This window comes from Tolypothrix sp. VBCCA 56010 (genome assembly GCF_050875635.1).
GTDB lineage: Bacteria > Cyanobacteriota > Cyanobacteriia > Cyanobacteriales > Nostocaceae > Hassallia.
This window is the reverse complement of sequence record NZ_JBPAOH010000337.1, coordinates 1-1,522: the sequence shown is the minus strand read 5'-3', so window position 1 is coordinate 1,522 and position 1,522 is coordinate 1. Positions and strand designations below refer to the sequence as shown.

2 protein-coding genes are annotated in these 1,522 nt (G+C 46.3%); one reads left to right on the top strand and one right to left on the bottom strand.

The genetic code is table 11. The features are described from left to right. Nucleotides 1-383 precede the first annotated feature (383 nt). Nucleotides 384-557, top strand: a complete 174-nt coding sequence (locus AABK37_RS41290) for a hypothetical protein (RefSeq protein WP_432557162.1) — start codon at nucleotides 384-386, stop codon at nucleotides 555-557. Between the two features lie 504 nt (nucleotides 558-1,061). Here AABK37_RS41290 and AABK37_RS41285 read toward each other — a convergent pair. Then, a complete protein-coding gene (locus AABK37_RS41285; RefSeq protein ID WP_432557161.1) occupies nucleotides 1,062-1,268 on the bottom strand; it encodes a hypothetical protein in 207 nt (68 codons plus the stop codon). Between the last annotated feature and the right edge of the window lie 254 nt (nucleotides 1,269-1,522).

Genomic DNA, 1,522 nt, shown 5'->3' with positions numbered 1-1,522 from the left:
ACCCCAACTTGTGGTGCGCGAACTAACAAGTCATCGTTTCGCGATCGCATGAATCGACGGATGCAAAAACCTAGAATTTGATAACCCGCAACTTGGGTTAATACGTTGCTCAGAGCAAAAGCCTCGTTGTTCTTTGAACACGTCAAAATCGTAGATTCTCATCTTCAGCTTGTCTAAAAGCTTATTCACTATCTGAGGGGGTGCGATAGGAAAAACCCTGTTTGTGTCATTGATTCCATTTTGCCCGCAAGTACGATTTCGGCTTCACCACACCGAACCGTGCGGTGGCGGCGTTCATCACGCTCATCAGCGACGAACACACCATGTCCACTATCCGTTCAGCGTCTGTGCAATCCCTGCCTTAAATGCCGCCTGACGGGGCAATGACTGTCCGTGACCGGCTCGGTTGTACGTTGCCAAAAATGTTTTGGTCTAATGCTTCCTTGGATACTCCCGCTTTCTTCAAGGCAGCACGCATGGCGATCGCACCATTTGAACTTTTTCGCCAAATATTCAATCCAACAGCGAAAAGCGTACCAAGCAACATCATTAATTGACTTGGCGCGAGCCTGTGATTTCTTGCCAGCCCTTTAACATTCAAATCTGTGCGGCTCGCGACGCCGCCCCGCAACGCTTACATAGGCGACAAAGGCGATCGCTTGCATACGTTACGTGCGAGTCTAAGAGCATGTTCACTCGTTGTTTACTTACCCTTAAATACTTACGCAAGCATATCTGTGTCTTGCTTTGGGTCTGTTGTTTTTACCTTTTTTCTTTTTGTAAATCTTACGTTGTGCGTGCTTGATAAACTCTTCAGCCTTTCTTAAAAACCGAGGATTCTCTTCATGATGACCGTTGGAATCAGAGTAGAAATAATTAAACGAGCGCGAAACTGTCACCAATCCCGCTGGTCTTCAAAACTGTGCTTGAAGGTTTCCGCCTCACACGGCGACTCAATGATTTGGTGCTTGTCACGCATACCTCATTGCCCATTTATGTGCGACTTTCTCAAGTCTTCTAGTAGACCTTAATCATTAAAAACAGGGTATAGTTTTTTAAGCTTAATTCTGGCATTGGTGATGGTGAACTGCCAGGAGATGGTATTGCGGTGTGTGTTCCAAGCGGCGATTTCTGTCTGGAGGGTTGGAAGGTCTTTCTCTGCGGCGATCAAGGCATTGTTTTGTGAGGGCAGCCAATTCAATTTCCGCAGCGATTATAAGAATGTAGGCTGAAAACCCTGCGGCTTGAGCGAGCGTGATGAAAGCCACGACGTAGGCTTTAGCCTACCGTGGTGTTTTCTTTTTTCGGTTCGGGAAGTGAGTCTATCCATTCATCAACCAAACTACTAATAGTCCGGTCTAATTGAGCAGATAATAAGACTAACTTATGATATCTGCGGTCAGTGATTCTGCAATTTAACCCTTTTTTGTCACTCTCGCAGGAGTATAATTAAGGGCGATCGCGTTCATGTTACGCAGAGAGTATGGTTGAGCCTCGCCGAAGCGCGCCCACAGTAAAATTT

Bases quoted from the DNA above. Each gene is read 5' to 3' on its own strand.
- AABK37_RS41290 (WP_432557162.1), top strand. From the start codon at position 384: ATGACTGTCCGTGACCGGCTCGGTTGTACGTTGCCAAAAATGTTTTGG.